This window comes from Leclercia sp. EC_58 (assembly GCF_019584355.1).
Classification (GTDB): Bacteria; Pseudomonadota; Gammaproteobacteria; order Enterobacterales; family Enterobacteriaceae; genus Enterobacter.
This window is the reverse complement of record NZ_VDAM01000001.1, coordinates 2,422,687-2,442,555: the sequence shown is the minus strand read 5'-3', so window position 1 is coordinate 2,442,555 and position 19,869 is coordinate 2,422,687. Positions and strand designations below refer to the sequence as shown.

The window sequence follows — 19,869 nt, the reverse complement described above, 5'->3', positions numbered from 1 at the left end:
GACTGCGATGCGGGTCAGACAGCGTGCCTTTTATATAACTGTGCGTCATGCAAAACATTGCTTCCAGATGCTCAAATGACACGTTACAACGCTGGTTGGCTCGGGATTGCAGGGTTTTCCGGAGACCTGGCGGCAGTATAGGCCGTTCACAAAATCATTACAATTAACCTACATACAGTTTGTCGGGTTTTCTCTGGAACAGTGATCAGGGTCACGATAACAACATCTTTTTAATTTTTAATCATCTGATTTGACAAATGTTAAACATTATTGTTACAAACATCACCAGAAAAGGCATATAATGCGCAAAAGTTATGAGGTCTCTCTTTCACCTGAGAATAAGTTATGTAACAGTGTGATGGTATTGACCGAAGTTATCAGGACAGTTATTAGTGATATACAGGTTTGAAAAATTCGGACTGAACAAACACTGATTTGCTGTTATTTCTCTGGTTTCTCATTTGTTTACCTGCTAGCGCCATTGCTCTGTACCCTGGTTTCTCCTCGTGAGCTGAGCGGCGAGCCAAATAACAAACTGGTAACAATGATAAATCAGCTGAATGCAAATCCGGTTATGGGCAGTCTTAAGCAATAAGGCGCTAAGGAGACCGTAAATGGCTGATACTAAGGCAAAAATCACCCTAAATGGTGACGCTGCTATTGAACTGGATGTGCTAAAAGGCACGCTCGGTCAGGATGTTATTGATATCCGTAGTCTTGGTTCTAAAGGTATGTTTACCTTTGACCCTGGTTTTACCTCCACCGCATCTTGCGAGTCCAAAATCACCTATATCGACGGTGACGAAGGTATCCTGTTGCACCGCGGTTTCCCCATCGACCAGTTAGCGACTGACTCCAACTATCTGGAAGTGTGCTACATCCTGCTGAACGGCGAAAAGCCGACTCAGGAACAGTACGATGAGTTCAAAACCACCGTCACCCGTCACACAATGATCCATGAGCAGATTACCCGTCTGTTCCACGCCTTCCGCCGCGATTCACACCCAATGGCGGTAATGTGCGGGATCACCGGTGCGCTGGCCGCGTTCTACCATGACTCCCTGGATGTAAATAACCAGCGTCACCGCGATATCGCCGCGTTCCGTCTGCTGTCCAAAATGCCAACCATGGCAGCGATGTGTTACAAATACTCCATCGGACAGCCGTTTGTTTATCCACGCAACGACCTCTCTTACGCCGGTAACTTCCTGCGTATGATGTTCGCCACGCCGTGTGAAGAGTACGAAGTGAACCCGGTTCTGGAACGCGCAATGGATCGTATCCTGATCCTGCACGCTGACCACGAGCAGAACGCCTCCACCTCTACCGTACGTACCGCTGGCTCCTCTGGCGCGAACCCGTTCGCCTGTATCGCAGCAGGTATTGCCTCCCTGTGGGGACCGGCACACGGCGGCGCGAACGAAGCGGCACTGAAGATGCTGGAAGAGATCAGCTCCGTTGAGCATATTCCTGAATTCGTCCGTCGTGCGAAGGATAAGAATGACTCCTTCCGTCTGATGGGCTTCGGTCACCGTGTTTACAAAAACTATGACCCGCGCGCAACCGTGATGCGTGAAACCTGCCATGAAGTGCTGAAAGAGCTGGGCACCAAAGATGATCTGCTGCAGGTGGCGATGGAGCTGGAACACATCGCGCTGAACGACCCGTACTTCATCGAGAAGAAACTTTACCCGAACGTCGATTTCTACTCCGGTATCATCCTGAAAGCGATGGGCATCCCATCTTCCATGTTTACCGTTATCTTCGCGATGGCGCGTACCGTGGGCTGGATTGCACACTGGAACGAAATGCACACCGAAGGCATGAAAATTGCCCGTCCTCGTCAGCTCTATACCGGCTACGAGCAGCGTAATTTCGAGTCTGACGTGACAAACCGCTAAAAGCGATGCCCGGCGGCGTTACGCTTGCTGGGCCTAAGCAGGCCGGGTTCGCATTAGTGCTACCCGGCTTTTTTACATCTGGCACTCAGGACACCAGTAAAACGGTCTGGAAGAGAGCGTCGTTTTCTCAATCACCCCGCCGCACCGCTCGCACTTTTTCCCCGCCCGATGAAACACCTTAAAGCGGAATAATGCCCCGTGATGCTTCTTGTCATTTACCACCCCGCGAGTGTTATACGACAGACGCGGGATCGCCAGTAGCGCATGCGCCAGCGCGTCGAGCTGTTCTTCAGTGAGCTGTGACGCTTTATGCTGCGGCGCCAGCCCCACCTCCCACAGAATTTCGACCCGCAGATAGTTGCCTAAACCAGCCAGAAACGCCTGATCCAGCAGCAGCCCGGAAAACTGCCGGTTGCGGAATTTTGCCGACAGCAGCCGCGCTTTTACCTCCTCTGCCGTCAGGCGTAAATCGAGCACATCCGGCCCCACCCGCTGCAGGAAGGGATGGGTAGTGAGTTGCTCCGGCAAGAGCATCTCAATATCCGAGGCGCTGAAGAGCAGAATGGTTTTATCCGCGGTCTGTAACTTAACGCGCAGGACCCGAGTGGTCTGCGGCTCCTGGCCGGTCTCAACCACCCGCCAGACGCCATACAGCTGGTTATGGCTGTAGAGCGTCAGCTGGTTAGAAAAGTGAGTGAGCAACGCTTTACCGCGCGTCTCCAGATGTGTGACCGTCTCGCCGATAAGCCGGGATTCAAACGGTTTTAACTGAGGAAAAGCAAACCACACGTCGGTGAGCGGTTTGCCTTTTATCGCCGCCTCCAGGCTATCCGCCGCCCGGCGGATCTCTGGTCCTTCTGGCATGATGACTCCTTGTTAGTGCGTTGCGCCGCCCACCACTTTAATATCCGCCTCCTGGCGCAGCGCCACCGTAATGGCGATCTCCAGCGCCTGCTTCACGGTTTGCGTCGCCATGCTCGGGGCGCCAGGGTGCGCCGCCGCCTGCTCGGGCAGGTAAGGAATATGGATAAATCCGCCCTTCACCTCCGGGCGGTCGGCCAGCTTGTGCAGCACGCCATACATCACGTGGTTGCAGACGAATGTCCCCGCCGTCTGCGAAACCGAAGCAGGAATACCTGATTCACGCAGCGCCGCCACCATCGCTTTAATGGGCAGCGTGCTGAACCAGGCCGCCGGGCCGCCCTCAACGATGGCCACATCCACCGGCTGTTGTCCGTGGTTATCCGGGATACGGGCATCATCAACGTTGATCGCTACCCGCTCAACGGTGACATCCACCCGGCCCCCGGCCTGCCCTACCGCCAGTACAACGGAGGGCTGTAGCGCGTCAATGGCCGCGTTCAGCACCGATAACGACTCGCCAAACACGCAGGGCAACTGCCGCGCCACCACGCGGCAGTCGTCAATAATTGCGCCATCAAGCTGCTTTACCACCTCCCATGAGGGGTTAAGGGTTTCGCCGCCAAACGGCTCAAAGCCGGTGATCAATACGGTTCGCATCATTTCTCCTTACAGGAACATCAGGAAGTAGAGCAGGAAGACGTTAGCGATCAGCAGCAATACCCCGGTGGGGACCTGCGCTTTAATGACCGCGTTTTTATCGGGTAACTCCAGCAGCGCGGCGGGCACAATATTAAAGTTGGCCGCCATCGGCGTCATCAGGGTGCCACAGTAGCCGGAGAACATGCCAATCGCCGCCATCACCGCCGGGTTGCCGCCGTGTTGCAGCACCAGAATGGGAATACCGATCCCGGCGGTAACAATCGGGAAGGCGGCGAAGGCGTTACCCATTACCATGGTCAGCAACGCCATGCCCACGGCATAGACCGCTACCGCAATAAACCGGCTGTCGACTGCCAGGTACGTCTGGGTGAGGTAAGAGATCCCCTCCCCCACGCCGGCGGCGGTAAACAGCAGGCCAAGGGTCGCCAGGATCTGCGGCAGAATAAAGGCCCAGCCGATGGAGTCGAGCAGACGGCGCGCCTCCTGCAAAGGCTGATGCACTTTCTCATGGGTCATTTTAACCGCCATCGCCAGGCCAATCAGCGAGCCGACGGTCATGGAGAAGAGCGTCACCAGGGTCGAGTGGTTACCCGGCCCGAACAGCGTCTCCTGCAGGCCCGGGATGTGGTTGAACATCAGCACGCCCACCACCGTCACCACCGGAATGGCCAGCGCCGGTAAAAAGAGGCGATTGCCCAGACGCTTCGCGCTGCTCTCACGCTCTTCTGGCGTGCGCTGATGGTAACTCCCCAGGCGCACCCCGCCGAAACCAGCAATCAGCGCCAGCAGCACGACTGCCACACCCACTGCGATATGGACGGTGCGCTTGTCGCCCACCAGATCGTAGGTCCAGTTCCCCAGCAGGAACAGCAGGCCGTAAATGCCCCAGAACAGACCGGTGGTAATACGTCGCGGGTTGGCTTTATCACGAAACGACATCAGCGCCACGATGAGCAGGATCAGCCCTGCCAGCCAGTAGAGATAGCTTTGCTGGAAGTTCATTTTACCGCCCCCTGAACTTTGGCCAGCTCGCGCTCCAGATGCTTATCCAGGCGGTAGAGGCGGGTTGCGTGGATCGCAAAGGCGCAGAGCGCGGTCGGGATCCCCCAGAGGGCAATATGCAGCGGCTCCGTCTGGATCCCGCCGGATTCCAGCATAAAGTTATGCATAAAGATGATGGCGCCAAAGGCAACAAAGATATCTTCGCCAAAGAATAGCCCGACGTTATCGGTGGCTGCCGACATCGCCCGCAGACGATAGCGCACCGCCCCCGGCAGCTCGCCATACTTTTTCTCCGCCGCCCCTTCCGCCATCGGTGCCAGCAGCGGGCGCACCATCTGCGGATGTCCGCCAAGGCTGGTCAGCCCCATTGCTGCCGACGTTTCACGGACGAAGAGATAGACGATCAAAAGCCGTCCGGCGGTAGCGCTGTGGATCTTCGCGATCCACGCCTGGGCCCGCTCTTTCAGGCCGTGGCGCTCCAGCAGACCAATAACCGCCAGCGGAATCAGCAGGATATAAGGCAGGTTACGGGTGTTCAGGAACCCCTCCCCCAGCTTTTCCAGAATGGTGGCGATGGGCATTTGCGCCGCCAGGCCGGTGACGATCCCGGCGACAATGACCACCAGCACCGAGTTAAAGCGTAAAAGAAACCCGACCACAATCACCGCGATACCGATGAGTGGCCAGAGGGTTAGCGTCTCTGGCATGATGTTTTCCTGTTGTGGTGTTTGCAGTTGTGCGTTATGCACTGATTTTTATATTGTTTGCTTCAAATTCTCTACGCAGGCGACGGGCAAAGGCCAGCGCGTGTTCTCCGTCACCGTGGATACACACCGTCTGCGCGTGCACCGTTGCCCATTCACCGGTAATACTCTTCACCCGCCCGTGCTGGATCATCTCCAGGGTTTGCGCCAGAGCCTGATCTTCATCGGCGATCAGCGCCCCGGCCTGGGTACGCGGCACCAGGCTGCCATCGGCCTGATATCCGCGATCGGCAAACACCTCTTCCCGGGTGATTAGGCCATAGCGCGTTCCCGCGCGGATCAACTCGCTCCCCGCCAGCCCGACCAGGATCAGATCCGGGTCAACGGTCGAAACAGCGCGGGCGATCGCATCCGCCAGGTCGCGATCTTTTGCCGCCTGGTTATAGAGCATGCCGTGCGGTTTCACGTGACGCAGCTGCCCGCCTTCGGCACGAACGATCGCCGCCAGGGCCCCAATCTGGTAGAGCATCTGGGCGTAGACCGTCTCCGGCGGCAGGGTCATGGCCGTGCGGCCAAAGTTTTCCCGGTCCGGGAAGCTGGGGTGCGCCCCGATGGCCACGCCATTTTTTAGCGCCTCGCACACGCAGGCCAGCATGGTTTCGGCATCGCCGGCATGGAATCCGCAGGCGATATTGGCTGACGACACCAGCTTTAACAGTGCGGCATCGCTGCCGCACCCTTCACCTAAATCTGCATTTAAATCAACCGCGATCATGTAACCTCCACGCCAGCTGTTCGATGTACTGCTTCTGGATGCGCCGCGCCTCCAGCGCCTCTTCCAGCGTGCAGGGGACAAAGTGAATAGGTTGTCCGAGCGGGGCCTGCGCCAGATGGTACATATCGGCCTCGATGATGCAGGCGATCCGCGGATAGCCCCCGGTGGTCTGGGCATCGTTCATCAGAATGATAGGCTGCCCGTTATGCGGCACCTGAATCACGCCCGGGAGTAGCCCGTGCGACAGCATCTCCCGATCGGTGGTGCGCGCCAGCTTTTGCCCCTGCAGGCGATAGCCCATACGGTTACTCTGTGGGCTGAGCTGCCAGGGCAGGCGCCAGAGCGCATCCTGGGAGGCCTGATCGAACTCATGGTATTCCGGTCCCGGCAAGGCCCGCACGCGGTTACTCCAAAGGAGCTGTTTCACGCCCTGGGCTTCACGGAATTCGCGTCCACCGGCCCGAACCTGCAGGCGATCGCCATCTTTCAGCAGCCGCCCTTCATGGCCGCCGAGACCCACCTTCAGATCGGTGCTGAGGGAGTTCATTATCGACGGCACATCAATTCCGCCCGCAATCGCCAGATAGCTGCGCATGCCGCGGCGGGGACGATTGAGCGTGAGTTGCTGCCCGGCTTTCACCGGCAGGCGCCAGCCGGTCCAGACCGCGGCCCCGTCAAGCCGGGCATCACAGCCCGCACCGGTCAGGGCAAACCAGCCATCCTGTTCAAATTCGAAGATACATTGCCCCAGGGTGATCTCCAGCGCGGCATCATCCGGGTCATTGCCCACAAGTATATTGCCAATCTGCAAGGCCGGTTTATCCAGCGCGCCACAGTAACTGATCCCTGACTGGCGAAAACCGATGCGCCCGCCGTCCTGCACCGAGGTATAGAGCCCTGCCCGAATAATTTTTAACATACCCCCTCCTTCTGCGGGATAAACCGCACGGTATCGCCCGGTCGCAGCAGCACCGGCTCGTCACGAGCGGGATCGAACAGCGGCAGAGAGGTGTGCCCAATCAGCTGCCAGCCTCCGGGTGTGGCTAAGGGATAAATACCGGTCTGCGACCCGCCAATCCCCACCGAGCCTGCCGGCACCTGCAACCGGGGTTCGGCGCGACGCGGCGTAGCCAACTGCTCAGGCAGCCCGCCCAGGTAAGGAAAGCCCGGCTGAAAGCCCAAAAACCAGACCACATAATCCGCGGAGGAATGGAGTTCCACGACCTGTTTCTCGGTCAGCCCCGCGTGCCGCGCCACCTCGCCCAGATCGGGGCCCGCGGCGGTACCGTACACCACGGGGATCTCGATAGCGCGGGAGTCGGGTTCCAGCGCCTCGCTCTCTTCCCACCAGCGCTGCAGACGTTCGATGGCATCCAGCGCCACCGAGTGGGGATTGCGCAGCACCACGGTGATGTTATTCATTCCCGGAATGGCTTCCACCACTTCAGGGATTTCACCCAGTCGCTGGGTCAAGCGCCAGATCCGTTTTTGCGTCGCCAGGGTCACCGGCGGCTCCAGTTCCAGTACCACGGCGGTTTCGCCTAGCAGATAACAACGTGCTCGCTGCACTTAGATACCTCTCATCAGGCTGGATTAGGAATATCGACAAAGGTGACATCCAGGTCGGTGTTTTCTGTCAGCCATTCGCTGAGCGCGCGAATGCCGCCGCGTTCCGTGGCATGGTGACCTGCCGCATAAAAATGCAGCCCCTGCTCGCGGGCGGAGTGAATGGTTTGCTCAGAGACTTCGCCGGTGATAAACGCATCGACGCCAAAACGCGCCGCGCTGTCAATAAAGCTCTGCCCGCCGCCGGTACACCAGGCGACGCGTTTTACCTCATCCGGCCCGGTATCGCCGCTCCACAGCGGACGACGCCCCAACCGCGCTTCGATCCACGAGGCCAGCTCCAGCCCCGGCACCGGCATGGAGAGTTCCCCCCACGGCACCAGTGGCTCGATTTCGCCCATGATGTTAATGCCGAGCAGCGCCGCCAGCTGGGCGTTGTTCCCCAGCTCCGGGTGTGCATCCAGCGGCAGGTGCCAGCCATAGAGGTTGATGTCGTTCTCCAGCAAGGTCTTCAGACGGTTGCGCTTCATGCCGCGGATAACCGGAGATTCCCCCTTCCAGAAATAGCCGTGGTGAACGATAACGGCATCGGCCTTCTGGCGCACCGCTTCATCCAGCAGCGCCTGGCTTGCCGTCACGCCGGTAACAATCTTCTGAATAGTTTCGCGCCCTTCCACCTGCAGGCCATTCGGTGCGTAGTCGCTGAAGCTGGCGCTGTTCAGTTTGTCGTTAATCAGTCGTTCCAGTTCACTGTTTTTCATTATGACTCCCTATGCTTTACGGGCGGCTTCATACGCGGCCAGCGTGGCAACGCGCGCCTGTTTATGGTCGACAACCGGGCGGGGATACGCGAGGGTGACGCCCTGCTTGTCCGCCCAGATCCAGGGATCGTGGATGGCCTTGTCCGGCACGGTGGCCAGCTCCGGCAGCCAGCGGCGGATAAACACGCCGTCGGAATCAAACTTCTGTCCCTGGGTTGTCGGGTTAAAAATACGAAAATAGGGGGCGGCGTCGGTTCCGGTTGATGCCGCCCACTGCCAGCCGCCGTTATTGGCGGCCAGGTCACCATCGATCAGCTGTGAAATAAAGTAACGTTCCCCGGCACGCCAGTCGATAAGCAGATCCTTTACCAGAAAGCTGGCGGTGATCATCCGCAGGCGGTTGTGCATCCAGCCGGTTTCATTCAGCTGACGCATGGCTGCATCGACAATCGGATAGCCGGTTTGCCCCTCTTGCCAGGCTTTCAGCTGCACATCGTCAGACTGCCATTCGACGTTATCAGTCCAGCGGATGAATGGCCGATATTTACATAAATCAGGGTGATACGTCATCAGATGACGATAAAACTCCCGCCAGATAAGCTCGTTGAGCCATACCGCCCCCGGCCCCCCCTCCAGCGCCTGGGGTTGCTCGGCCAGCAAGCGGTGCAGGCACTGGCGAGGAGAAAGCACCCCCAGCGCCAGGCAGGCGGAGAGACGGCTGGTCCCTTCGATAGCCGGAAAATCACGCTGCGCCTCATACTCCCCTGCCCCCTGTTGGCAGAACTGACGCAGACGGGCAATCGCTTCTTTCTCGCTCGCGGGAAAGAGGTCGGTATCGAATGGCTGTTGCGGATAATCGAAATCCAGCGCCGCCGGGGTCACCTTTTCGCCCTCGCGGGCGGCAGGTGCCGCCGCGCACTCTGGCAGTCCCTCTTTCAGCCGCCGCAACCAGGCATTTTTAAACGGCGTAAAGACCTTGTACATCTTATGATCGCCGGTCATGACGCTGCCCGGCGGCAGGATCACGCTGTCATCAAACCCCTGACAGATCACCTCCTGCAACGCGCGCTCCAGCTGGCGATCGCGCTGTTGCTCGTTCAGTTCGTACTGGTAGTTATAAAAGAGATGGGTGACCTCATGCTCTGCGCAAAGCTGCGCCACTTTTTCGCCCTGGGCGGCAAAATCAGCCACCTGCGCGTAGAGCAGCGGAATGTTTCTGTCGGCCAGCTGCTGTTGCAGATCGTTGAGATGAGCATGAAGAAAAGCGGCCTGGCGAGGCGCCATGGCGTGCTCACGCCACTGCTGCGGCGTGGCTATGAAAAGCGCCAGGACGCGGGCATGTTTGTCGCGGCAGGCGGCGGCAAGCGCAAGGTTATCGTGGATGCGCAGATCGGCGCGAAACCAGACCAGATGGGTGGCCATAACACTCCAGTATTATCGTCTGTAACATCTACAAGTCACCGAGGATACTTTGCTTTAACAAGTGTAGCCATACTGAAATAAAAAAGGCCGCCCAACGGACCGCGAATCCCTGGGGATAAAAAAAACCGCCACATTGCTGTGGCGGTTTTTTTGTTACTGCAATTGCTGTGTGTAGTCTTTCTTAATAAAAATCACAAATGGCTTTTTCAGCCTGATCCATCCACACCGGCTTATCGCTGGTCTTCGCCCATACGCGATGCAGATAGCTGTAAAAACGTGCACGATCTTTCCAGAAAAGCATAACTGGTAACGCCAGAACACCCGCTAACACAGCGAAAGTGCGGCGAATAAAAACGATATGTGCCGGATACGCTTTGTAAAATTCCATCATTTTCTCCCCTCTTTCTGGCCGGAAACCTGCTCCGGAAAATTAAAACTGATTATCTGCTGAAAATAGTAACGCTTTGGCTGTAATTTTACTACTCATCCGACCACTTTTTTGCCCTCAAAAAAGGATCTTTACACTTCATCTCGTAATTTAGTTACATAAAAGTTAAATTAATACTAACCATTAGTTAAATTATGGTCTTAGCCATTTTTATACTTTTTTTACACCTCCCCGTCTGATTTTTGCGAAATCTTTGCGCCAGAAAATTTACCGTTTGCACCATGACTAATCTCACCCGGAGGTGAATTGTGAGTGCAGGTGTAATTGTGGGCATCGCGCTGGTGTTTCTGTTACTGGGGTATCTGATTTATGCCCTGCTTAACGCGGAGGCATTCTGATGGCCGCTCAGGGATTTCTGCTTATCGCCAGCTTTCTGCTGGTGCTGTTCATACTCGCCCGGCCACTGGGGATGTGGCTGGCACGCATGATTAACGGCCTGCCGCTGCCCGGGGTGCAGGCCATTGACGCAGGGATACTGCGCCTGCTCGGGATCCGCGCCGATGAGATGGACTGGCGTCACTACCTGTTTGCTATTCTGCTGTTGAATGGCGTGGGCCTGGTTGTGCTCTTCGCCATGCTGATGCTTCAGGGCGCTCTGCCGCTCAATCCGCAGCAGCTCCCGGGGCTTTCATGGCATCTGGCGCTGAATACCGCGGTGAGCTTTGTCAGCAACACCAACTGGCAGTCCTATGCCGGTGAAACCACCCTGAGCTATTTCAGCCAGATGGCGGGGCTGACGGTGCAAAACTTCCTCTCGGCAGCCAGCGGCATTGCGGTGATCTTCGCCCTGACCCGCGCCTTCTCCCGCCAGAATGTCACTACGCTTGGCAACGCCTGGGTCGATCTGACCCGCATCACCCTGTGGGTGTTGCTGCCGCTGTCGCTGGTTATCGCCCTGCTGTTTATGCAGCAGGGCGTATTGCAGAACCTGCTGCCTTATCAGCCCTTCACCTCGCTGGAGGGGGCCAGGCAGCTGCTGCCGATGGGGCCGGTCGCCTCCCAGGAAGCGATCAAAATGCTCGGCACCAACGGGGGCGGCTTCTTTAACGCTAACTCTGCCCATCCGTTTGAGAATCCGACCGCGCTGACCAACGCCGTGCAGATGCTGGCGATCTTCCTGATCCCCACCGCACTGTGCTTTGCCTTTGGCGAGTCGGTCAGCGATCGGCGCCAGGGGCATACGATCCTGTGGACCATGTCCGCCATCTTTGTGGTCTGCGCGGCGCTGGTGATGTGGGCGGAGTGGCAGGGTAACAGCCACTTTATGCTGCTCGGCGCGGACAGCAACAGCAACATGGAAGGTAAAGAGAGCCGCTTTGGCATTCTCGCCAGCAGCCTGTATGCGGTGATCACCACCGCCGCCTCCTGCGGAGCGGTCAACGCCATGCATGACTCCTTCACCGCGCTGGGCGGCATGATCCCGCTGTGGCTGATGCAGATTGGTGAAGTGGTGTTTGGCGGTGTCGGGTCGGGCCTGTACGGCATGCTGCTGTTTGTGCTGCTGGCGGTCTTTATCGCCGGGCTGATGATTGGCCGCACCCCGGAATATCTGGGTAAGAAAATCGACGTGCGTGAGATGAAACTGACCGCGCTGGCGATCCTCATCACCCCGGCGCTGGTGCTGCTCGGCACCGCGCTGGCGCTGATGACCGACGCCGGGCGCAGCGGCATCTTTAACCCCGGTATCCACGGCTTCAGCGAGGTGCTGTACGCGGTGTCGTCGGCGGCCAACAACAACGGCAGCGCCTTTGCGGGCCTGAGCGCCAACTCGCCGTTCTGGAACTGCCTGCTGGCGTTCTGCATGTTGGTCGGCCGCTTTGGGGTGATTATTCCGGTCATGGCCATCGCCGGATCGCTGGTTAACAAGACCCGCCAGCCGGTTTCTGGCGGCACCTTGCCCACACATGGGGCGCTATTTGTCGGCCTGCTGATCGGTACTGTCCTGCTGGTCGGCGCCCTCACCTTTATTCCCGCCCTCGCATTAGGCCCGGTTGCGGAACACCTCTCCTTACGCTGATTTTACGGAGTATTCTTCATGAGTCGTAAGCAACTGGCCCTGCTTGAGCCTGCTCTGGTTCGCCAGGCGCTAATGGATGCGATAAAAAAATTAGATCCGCGCGTGCAGTGGCGCAATCCGGTGATGTTTATCGTCTGGCTGGGGAGCCTGCTGACCACCCTGCTTGCCCTTGCGATGGCGGGCGGATGGCTGTCAGGCAGCGCCACCTTTACCGCGGCGATCAGCCTGTGGCTGTGGTTCACCGTGCTATTTGCCAACGTCGCCGAAGCGCTGGCGGAAGGACGCAGCAAAGCGCAGGCCAACAGCCTTAAAGGGGTGCAGAAAACCGCGTTTGCCCGCAAGCTGCGCGAAGCGAAATATGGTGCTGCCAGCGAAACGGTGCCAGCGGATACGCTGCGCAAAGGCGACATCGTACTGGTAGAGGCCGGAGACATTATCCCCTGCGACGGGGAGGTCATCGAAGGGGGCGCCTCGGTGGATGAGAGCGCCATCACCGGGGAGTCCGCGCCGGTGATCCGTGAGTCCGGCGGCGATTTTGCCTCGGTCACTGGCGGAACGCGCATTCTTTCCGACTGGCTGGTGATCCAGTGCAGCGTCAACCCTGGCGAAACCTTCCTCGATCGGATGATCGCCATGGTAGAAGGCGCCCAGCGGCGCAAAACCCCAAACGAAATCGCCCTGACCATTCTGCTGGTGGCGCTGACCATCGTCTTCCTGCTGGCGACCGCCACCCTGTGGCCTTTCTCGTCCTATGGCGGGACGGCAGTGAGCGTCACCGTGCTGGTGGCCCTGCTGGTCTGCCTGATCCCGACCACCATTGGCGGCTTGCTGTCGGCTATCGGCGTGGCGGGCATGAGCCGGATGCTGGCGGCCAACGTTATCGCCACCAGCGGGCGAGCCGTCGAGGCAGCAGGCGACGTCGACGTGCTGCTACTGGATAAAACCGGCACCATCACCCTCGGCAACCGTCAGGCTTCTGAGTTCCTGCCCGCCCCGGGCGTGGATGAGCAAACGCTGGCCGACGCCGCCCAGCTGGCGTCGCTGGCGGACGAAACCCCGGAAGGCCGCAGCATCGTCATTCTCGCCAAGCAGCGCTTTAACCTGCGCCAGCGCGACGTGCAAAGCCTGCATGCCACCTTTGTGCCCTTTACGGCGCAAACGCGGATGAGCGGCATCAATATTCAGGACCGCCTGATCCGCAAGGGCTCGGTGGACGCCATTCGCCGCCATATTGCGGCCAATAACGGCCATTTCCCGCCGCAGGTCGATACGCTGGTGGAGAACGTCGCACGTCAGGGGGCCACGCCGCTGGTGGTGGCGGAAGGAGCCAGCGTTCTCGGGGTGATTGCCCTGAAAGATATCGTCAAAGGCGGCATCAAGGAGCGCTTTGCCCAGCTGCGTAAAATGGGCATCAAAACGGTGATGATCACCGGGGATAACCGCCTGACGGCGGCCGCCATTGCCGCCGAAGCGGGGGTGGATGATTTTCTCTCGGAAGCGACGCCGGAAGCCAAACTGGCGTTGATCCGCCAGTACCAGGGAGAAGGACGGCTGGTGGCCATGACCGGTGACGGCACCAACGACGCCCCGGCCCTCGCCCAGGCGGACGTGGCGGTAGCCATGAACTCCGGCACCCAGGCGGCAAAAGAGGCGGGTAATATGGTCGACCTCGACTCTAACCCGACCAAGCTGATCGAGGTGGTACATATTGGCAAACAGATGCTGATGACCCGGGGCTCGCTCACCACCTTCAGTATCGCCAACGACGTGGCGAAATATTTCGCCATTATTCCGGCGGCGTTTGCCGCGACTTATCCGCAACTGAACGCCCTGAATGTGATGCACCTGCACTCCCCCGCCTCGGCCATCCTGAGCGCGGTGATCTTCAACGCGCTGATCATTATCTTTCTGATCCCGCTGGCGCTGAAAGGGGTGAGCTACAAGCCGCTCACCGCCGCCGCCATGCTGCGCCGCAACCTGTGGATTTACGGTCTGGGTGGGCTGGTGGTGCCGTTTATCGGCATTAAAGCCATCGACGTTGTGCTCACCCTGTTCGGGCTGGTTTAAGAGGAAAATCAAATGGCTATGTTACGTCCCGCTATACTGTTGTTTATTCTGCTGGCCCTGATAACCGGCGGGCTCTATCCGCTGGTGACCACCGCGTTGGGTCAGTGGTGGTTTACCGACCAGGCGAACGGATCGCTTATCTACCAGCAGGGGGAGATCCGCGGTTCCCGACTGATTGGGCAAGACTTTACCGCGGCGGGTTACTTTCACGGGCGTCCTTCCGCTACGGCGGAGAGCCCGTATAATCCCATGGCCTCGGGCGGCAGCAATCTGGCGGGCAGCAACCCTGAGCTGGATGACGCCGTTCGTGCCCGCGTGGCGGCTCTGCGTGCAGCTAACCCGCAGGCGAGCCCGGCAGTGCCGGTTGAACTGGTGACCGCGTCAGGCAGCGGGCTGGACTACAGCCTGACGCCGCAGGCCGTCGCCTGGCAGATCCCACGGGTGGCTCTGGCGCGTCAGCTCAGCGCCGAACAGCTCAGCCAGCTGGTGGCCGCACATACGCAAAAGCCATTATTCAGCGCGATGGGCAATCCAGTGGTCAATATTGTTGAATTGAATCTGGCGCTGGACGCGCTAAGGAAAGAGTAAATGATTGACGAGCCTCTGCGCCCGGACCCGGACAAACTGCTGGAGCAGGCTGCCACTCCCCATCGCGGCATGCTGAAAATTTTCTTCGGCGCCTGCGCGGGCGTCGGCAAGACCTTCGCCATGCTCAGTGAAGCCCAGCGTCTGCGCGCCCAGGGGCTCGATATTCTTATCGGCGTGGTGGAGACCCACGGTCGCCAGGAGACCGCCGCGCTGCTGGCGGGGCTGGCAACCCAGCCGCCGCGCCGCATTCATCATCGCGGGCGTCTGGTAACGGAATTCGATCTCGACGCTGCCCTCGCCCGCCGCCCGGCGCTGATCCTGATGGACGAGCTGGCGCACACCAATGCCCCGGGCTCGCGCCATCCCAAACGCTGGCAGGATGTCGAGGAGCTGCTGGACGCCGGGATTGATGTCTTTACCACCGTCAACGTCCAGCATCTGGAGAGCCTCAACGACGTGGTCAGCGGCGTCACCGGTATTCAGGTGCGGGAGACCGTCCCGGATCCCTTCTTCGACGCGGCGGACGAGGTGGTGCTGGTGGATCTTCCCCCGGACGATCTGCGCCAGCGTCTTCATGAGGGCAAAGTCTATATCGCCGGGCAGGCTGAGCGGGCAATCGAGCACTTCTTTCGTAAAGGCAATTTGATCGCCCTGCGCGAGCTGGCTCTGCGCCGCACCGCCGACCGGGTGGACGATCAGATGCGAGCCTGGCGCGACCGTCAGGGCGAGGAGAAAGTGTGGCATACTCGCGATGCGATTTTGCTCTGCATCGGTCACGGCAGCGGCAACGAGAAGCTGGTGCGCACCGCCGCGCGTCTGGCGGCGAAGTTCGGCAGCGTCTGGCATGCGGTCTACGTGGAGACGCCGCAGCTGCACCGACTGCCGGAGAACCAGCGCCGCGCCATTCTTGGTGCCCTGCGTCTGGCGCAGGAGCTGGGCGCCGAAACCGCCACCCTGGCCGAACAGGCGGAAGAGAAAGCCATCCTGCGCTACGCCCGGGAGCATAACCTCGGCAAAATTGTTATCGGCAGGCGCGCCCGTCGCCGCGGGTTCAGCCGGGAGAGCTTTGCCGACAAGCTGGCACAGCGCGCCCCCGATCTCGATTTGCTGATCGTCGCGCTGGACGACAAACCCGCAGCCCTGCCTGCTAAGGCCCCGGATAACCGGACGTTCAGCGATAAATGGCGGGTCCAGCTGCGCGGCTGCCTGGTGGCGGTGCTGCTCTGCGCGCTGATCACCTTTATCGCCAGCCAGTGGCTACCCGATTTTGATGCCGCTAACCTGGTGATGATCTACCTGCTGGGGGTGGTGCTTGTGGCCCTGTTTTATGGCCGCTGGCCCTCGGTGCTGGCGACGGTGATCAACGTCATCAGCTTCGATCTCTTTTTTATCGCCCCGCGCGGCACCCTGGCGGTGTCGGACGTGCAGTACGTCCTCACCTTCGCCGTGATGCTGGCGGTAGGTTTGCTTATCGGCAACCTGACGGCGGGGGTGCGCTATCAGGCGCGGATCGCCCGCTATCGCGAGCAGCGCACTCGCCACCTGTATGAGATGTCGAAGGCGCTGGCGGTGGGCCGTACGGCGCAGGATATCGTCCAGACCAGCCAGCAGTTTATTCACTCCACTTTTAACGCCCGCAGCCTGATCCTGCTCCCGGATCGCGAAGGCAAACTGTGTCCGCCCACCCCGGTCTCGGGGATGACCCCGTGGGATGAGGCCATTGTCCGCTGGAGCTTTGATAAAGGGCAGCCTGCGGGTGCGGGCACCGACACGCTCCCGGGTGTGCCCTATCAGATCCTGCCGTTGCAGCGTCAGGGGGTAGTGATTGTCGAGCCGGCTAACCTGCGCCAGCTGATGATCCCCGAGCAGCAGCGGCTGCTGGAGACCTTTACCCTGCTGGTGGCGAGCGCGCTGGAGCGGCTGGCACTCACCGCCAGCGAAGAACAGGCTCGGCTCGCCAGCGAGCGGGAGAGCATTCGTAACTCGCTTCTGGCCGCCCTCTCCCACGATCTGCGCACGCCGCTGACGGTGCTGTTCGGCCAGTCGGAGATCCTGACCCTCGACCTGGCGGCAGAAGGCTCCCGCCACGCTATCCAGGCCAGCGAGATCCGCCAGCATGTGCTGAACACCACCCGGCTGGTGAACAACCTGCTGGATATGGCGCGGATCCAGTCCGGCGGCTTTAACCTGAAAAAAGAGTGGCTGACGCTGGAAGAGGTGATCGGCAGCGCCTTAAAAACGCTGGAGCCGGGGCTGGGTGGTCGGCATATCGCGCTCGCGATGTCCGATCCCCTGGCGCTGATCCACGTTGACGGCCCGCTGTTCGAGCGGGTGCTGATTAATCTGCTGGAGAACGCCGCGAAATATGCGGGCAGCAGAGCGCAAATCGGCATTGACGCCAGCGTCACCCCCGAGCAGCTGCAGCTGGAGGTGTGGGACTCCGGCCCGGGCATTCCGGCGGGTCAGGAAGAGGCTATCTTTGATAAGTTTGCTCGCGGGAATAAGGAGTCCGCCATTCCCGGCGTCGGGCTGGGGCTGGCTATCTGCCAGGCAATTGTTGAGGTGCACGGCGGCACCATTACCGCCCATAATCGCCCCGAAGGCGGGGCCGGGTTTTGTGTTACACTGCCGCTTGATGCGCCACCCGACCTGAATGAACTTCCAGAGGATTTGTGATTAACGTCCTGATTGTTGAAGATGAACTCGCCATCAGTCGTTTTCTGCGTGCCGCGCTGGAAGGTGAAGGGCTGCGCGTACACGATGCCGGGACGCTGCAACGAGGCCTGATAGAAGCCGCCACCCGCAAGCCGGACCTGGTGATCCTCGATTTGGGCCTGCCGGACGGCGACGGCCTCGACTTTATCCGGGAGGTACGCCAGTGGAGCCAGATGCCAATCATTGTGCTCTCCGCGCGCATGGAGGAGACCGACAAAATTGCCGCACTTGATGCCGGTGCCGACGACTATCTCAGCAAGCCGTTTGGCATTGGCGAACTGCAGGCGCGTCTGCGCGTCGCCCTTCGCCGCCACGCGACTACCGCCCCCGTCGACCCGGTGTATACCTTTTCCGATATTCGTGTCGATCTGGCCTCGCGGCGTATTCAGCGCGGTGAGGCTGAAATCCACCTGACCCCCATCGAGTTTCGCCTGCTGGCGGTGTTGCTCAACAATCACGGTAAAGTGCTCACCCAGCGCCAGCTGTTAAGCCAAGTCTGGGGACCGAATGCAGTGGAGCATAGTCACTACCTGCGCATCTATATGGGACACCTTCGCCAGAAACTCGAAGCGGATCCCGCGCGTCCACAGCACCTGTTAACCGAAACAGGGATTGGCTACCGCTTTATGCTTTGAGCATAAAAAAGCCCGGTGGCGCTAGCGCCTACCGGGCCTATAAGATCGAAGCCGTTGTAGGCCGGGCAAACGCAGTGCCGCCCGGCGCACAAATCGCAGTTATGCGTTTTTCAGCACTTCGCTGACAATCTCTACCGCTTCTTTCTCAATCTGCTGGCGGTGTTCCGCCCCAAGGAAGCTTTCGCAGTAAATCTTGTACGCATCTTCCGTACCGGATGGACGCGCCGCGAACCAGCCGTTCTCGGTCATCACCTTCAGACCACCGATTGAGGCACCGTTGCCCGGGGCCGCCGTCAGACGGGCGGTGATCGGGTCGCCTGCCAGGGTGCTGGCACTGACCATGTCAGGTGAGAGCTTAGAGAGCGCCGCTTTCTGAGCGGAGGTGGCTGAGGCCTGCAGACGGTTGTAGCTCGGCGCACCGAAACGGGCGGCCAGCTCGTCGTAGTGCTCCTGCGGGTTCTTGCCGGTGACAGCTGTGATCTCCGCCGCCAGCAGGCACATGATGATGCCGTCTTTGTCGGTAGACCACGGCGTACCGTCGAAGCGCAGGAAGGAAGCGCCCGCGCTCTCTTCGCCGCCAAAGCCGAAGCTGCCGTCGAACAGTCCGTCAACAAACCACTTAAAGCCAACCGGTACTTCCACCAGCTTACGGCCCAGGTCGTTAACCACACGGTCAATCATTGCGGAGGAGACCAGGGTTTTACCCACGGCAACCTCTGCGCCCCACTGTGGACGATGCTGGAACAGGTAGTTGATCGCCACCGCCAGATAGTGGTTTGGATTCATCAGACCCGCAGGGGTGACGATACCGTGACGGTCGTAATCCGGGTCGTTGGCAAAGGCGAGGTCGAACTTGTCGCGCAGCGCCAGCAGGCCAGCCATCGCACACTCGGATGAACAGTCCATACGGATTGCGCCGTCTTTGTCGAGGTGCATAAAGCGGAAGGTCTGATCGACATGATCGTTAACGATGGTCAGATCCAGCTTGTAGTGCTCCGCAATACGCTTCCAGTACTCAATACCGGAACCGCCCAGCGGGTCGACGCCCAGCTTCAGACCCGCTTTCTGGATCGCCGCCATGTCGACGATATCCGCCAGTCCTTCCACGAAAGGCTGCACCAGATCCTGCTCTTTCACGTGGCCGGAGGCCATCGCCTCGTCCAGAGAGATGCGCTTCACGCCTTTCAGGCCATCAGCCAGCAGCGCGTTGGCGCGATCTTCCACCACTTTCGTGACGTTAGTGTCAGCCGGGCCGCCGTTAGGTGGGTTGTATTTGATGCCGCCATCTTCCGGCGGGTTGTGGGACGGCGTGATCACAATGCCGTCAGCCTGCGCGCCGCCCTTCTGGTTATGCACCAGGATGGCGTTAGAAACGGCAGGGGTCGGCGTATAGCCGTTGTTTTCCTGAATGATGACATCCACGCCGTTGGCCGCCAGCACTTCCAGTACGGAGATAAACGCTGGCTCTGACAGGGCATGTGTATCCTTACCCACGTAACACGGACCGGTGACGCCGTTTTTGGCACGCTCTTCCGCGATGGCCTGAGCAATGGCCAGAATATGCGGCTCGTTAAAGCTATGGCGTACCGCACTGCCGCGGTGCCCGGATGTACCAAACTTAACTGCGTGTTCTGCGTTGCCCACTTCCGGCTTCAGCACGTAATACTGTGCGGTAAGCTGGGCGACGTTAATCAAATCGCTCTGTTGTGCAGGTTGACCCGCACGATTGTGATTTGCCATTGCC

18 protein-coding genes are annotated in these 19,869 nt (G+C 59.5%); 7 read left to right on the top strand and 11 right to left on the bottom strand.

Annotation, left to right across the window (positions count from 1 at the left end):
* The first annotated feature begins 614 nt into the window (after positions 1-614).
* Positions 615-1,901, top strand: a complete 1,287-nt coding sequence (locus FHC51_RS11955) for a citrate synthase (protein ID WP_103823560.1) — start codon at positions 615-617, stop codon at positions 1,899-1,901.
* A gap of 72 nt (positions 1,902-1,973) precedes the next feature.
* On the opposite strand, the gene nei is transcribed toward FHC51_RS11955, so the two are convergent.
* From nei to FHC51_RS11905, 10 genes are all read right to left on the bottom strand, one after another.
* Positions 1,974-2,765, bottom strand: a complete 792-nt coding sequence (nei, locus tag FHC51_RS11950) for an endonuclease VIII (protein ID WP_220435620.1) — start codon at positions 2,763-2,765, stop codon at positions 1,974-1,976.
* Positions 2,766-2,777: 12 nt separating this feature from the next.
* Complete coding sequence (pcp, locus tag FHC51_RS11945; RefSeq protein WP_220435619.1) at positions 2,778-3,422, bottom strand: pyroglutamyl-peptidase I; 645 nt, start codon at positions 3,420-3,422, stop codon at positions 2,778-2,780.
* Positions 3,423-3,431: 9 nt separating this feature from the next.
* Entirely contained in the window at positions 3,432-4,427 is a 996-nt protein-coding gene (locus tag FHC51_RS11940; RefSeq protein ID WP_114387649.1) for a DUF979 domain-containing protein, read from the bottom strand.
* Complete coding sequence (locus FHC51_RS11935) at positions 4,424-5,134, bottom strand: DUF969 domain-containing protein (protein ID WP_220435618.1); 711 nt, start codon at positions 5,132-5,134, stop codon at positions 4,424-4,426. Before FHC51_RS11935 ends, FHC51_RS11940 begins: the two co-directional genes overlap by 4 nt.
* 34 nt (positions 5,135-5,168) lie before the next feature.
* Positions 5,169-5,903, bottom strand: coding sequence for a 5-oxoprolinase subunit PxpA (gene pxpA / locus FHC51_RS11930; RefSeq protein WP_220436685.1), 735 nt, complete (start codon positions 5,901-5,903; stop codon positions 5,169-5,171).
* Entirely contained in the window at positions 5,893-6,825 is a 933-nt protein-coding gene (pxpC, locus tag FHC51_RS11925; protein WP_114387650.1) for a 5-oxoprolinase subunit PxpC, read from the bottom strand. Before pxpC ends, pxpA begins: the two co-directional genes overlap by 11 nt.
* The gene (pxpB, locus tag FHC51_RS11920) at positions 6,819-7,475 is read right to left on the bottom strand and encodes a 5-oxoprolinase subunit PxpB (protein WP_103823566.1); all 657 of its coding nucleotides are present in this window, start codon (positions 7,473-7,475) and stop codon (positions 6,819-6,821) included. Before pxpB ends, pxpC begins: the two co-directional genes overlap by 7 nt.
* A gap of 14 nt (positions 7,476-7,489) precedes the next feature.
* A complete protein-coding gene (locus FHC51_RS11915; protein ID WP_103823567.1) occupies positions 7,490-8,233 on the bottom strand; it encodes a type 2 GTP cyclohydrolase I in 744 nt (247 codons plus the stop codon).
* A 9-nt stretch (positions 8,234-8,242) separates the two neighbouring features.
* On the bottom strand, positions 8,243-9,655 hold the full coding sequence (gene phrB, locus FHC51_RS11910; protein ID WP_220435617.1) for a deoxyribodipyrimidine photo-lyase: 1,413 nt from the start codon (positions 9,653-9,655) through the stop codon (positions 8,243-8,245).
* A 181-nt stretch (positions 9,656-9,836) separates the two neighbouring features.
* A complete protein-coding gene (locus tag FHC51_RS11905) occupies positions 9,837-10,043 on the bottom strand; it encodes a YbfA family protein (RefSeq protein ID WP_103181047.1) in 207 nt (68 codons plus the stop codon).
* A gap of 308 nt (positions 10,044-10,351) precedes the next feature.
* On the opposite strand from FHC51_RS11905, the gene kdpF reads away from it, so the two are divergent.
* Genes kdpF through kdpE form a run of 6 tightly spaced genes read left to right on the top strand, consistent with a single transcriptional unit; the run spans position 10,352 to position 18,125 of the window.
* Positions 10,352-10,441 (top strand): K(+)-transporting ATPase subunit F, encoded by a 90-nt coding sequence (kdpF, locus tag FHC51_RS11900; protein WP_103823569.1) that lies wholly within the window; start codon positions 10,352-10,354, stop codon positions 10,439-10,441.
* Positions 10,441-12,120, top strand: coding sequence for a potassium-transporting ATPase subunit KdpA (gene kdpA / locus FHC51_RS11895; RefSeq protein ID WP_220435616.1), 1,680 nt, complete (start codon positions 10,441-10,443; stop codon positions 12,118-12,120). The genes kdpF and kdpA overlap by 1 nt, the downstream gene beginning before the upstream one ends.
* A gap of 18 nt (positions 12,121-12,138) precedes the next feature.
* Positions 12,139-14,187, top strand: coding sequence for a potassium-transporting ATPase subunit KdpB (gene kdpB, locus FHC51_RS11890; RefSeq protein WP_220435615.1), 2,049 nt, complete (start codon positions 12,139-12,141; stop codon positions 14,185-14,187).
* Positions 14,188-14,199: 12 nt separating this feature from the next.
* Positions 14,200-14,775 (top strand): potassium-transporting ATPase subunit KdpC, encoded by a 576-nt coding sequence (gene kdpC, locus FHC51_RS11885; RefSeq protein WP_220435614.1) that lies wholly within the window; start codon positions 14,200-14,202, stop codon positions 14,773-14,775.
* A complete protein-coding gene (gene kdpD / locus FHC51_RS11880) occupies positions 14,776-17,451 on the top strand; it encodes a two-component system sensor histidine kinase KdpD (RefSeq protein WP_220435613.1) in 2,676 nt (891 codons plus the stop codon).
* Complete coding sequence (gene kdpE / locus FHC51_RS11875; protein WP_220435612.1) at positions 17,448-18,125, top strand: two-component system response regulator KdpE; 678 nt, start codon at positions 17,448-17,450, stop codon at positions 18,123-18,125. Before kdpD ends, kdpE begins: the two co-directional genes overlap by 4 nt.
* 99 nt (positions 18,126-18,224) lie before the next feature.
* Here the strand turns inward: kdpE and pgm are convergent, their stop codons facing one another.
* Entirely contained in the window at positions 18,225-19,865 is a 1,641-nt protein-coding gene (gene pgm / locus FHC51_RS11870; protein WP_114387656.1) for a phosphoglucomutase (alpha-D-glucose-1,6-bisphosphate-dependent), read from the bottom strand.
* Positions 19,866-19,869: the final 4 nt, after the last annotated feature.